Source organism: Paenibacillus sp. FSL H7-689, from assembly GCF_000517905.1.
In the GTDB taxonomy this organism is placed as follows: Bacteria; Bacillota; Bacilli; order Paenibacillales; family Paenibacillaceae; genus Paenibacillus; species Paenibacillus amylolyticus.
Genome location: NZ_ASPU01000036.1, coordinates 1 through 393, shown reverse-complemented (window position 1 = coordinate 393; position 393 = coordinate 1). Strand labels below are relative to the sequence as shown.

Here is a 393-nt window from a genome sequence, read left to right as displayed (position 1 = left end):
AGAGCTTGCTCTTTGGGGTTGTGGGACGTCTCACATGGAGTTACAAAGGAACCGGTTAAGCGAAGAGGTCTGGAAAGGCCCGCCAAAGAAGGTAAAAGCCCTGTAGTTGAAAGTTGGTTCCCTCCGAGACGGATCCCGAGTAGTGCGGGGCACGTGAAACCCCGTATGAATCCGGCAGGACCATCTGCCAAGGCTAAATACTTCCTAGCGACCGATAGTGAAGCAGTACCGTGAGGGAAAGGTGAAAAGCACCCCGGAAGGGGAGTGAAATAGAACCTGAAACCGTGTGCTTACAAAAAGTCAGAGCCCGTTTTAGGGGTGATGGCGTGCCTTTTGTAGAATGAACCGGCGAGTTACGTTCCCGTGCAAGGTTAAGGTGAAGAGCCGGAGCCG

The 393-nt window shown here is 53.2% G+C and carries 1 rRNA gene; it reads left to right on the top strand.

The features are described 5' to 3' along the window. Nucleotides 1-393: ribosomal RNA gene (locus C170_RS21810) — 23S ribosomal RNA — on the top strand; the annotation flags it as partial.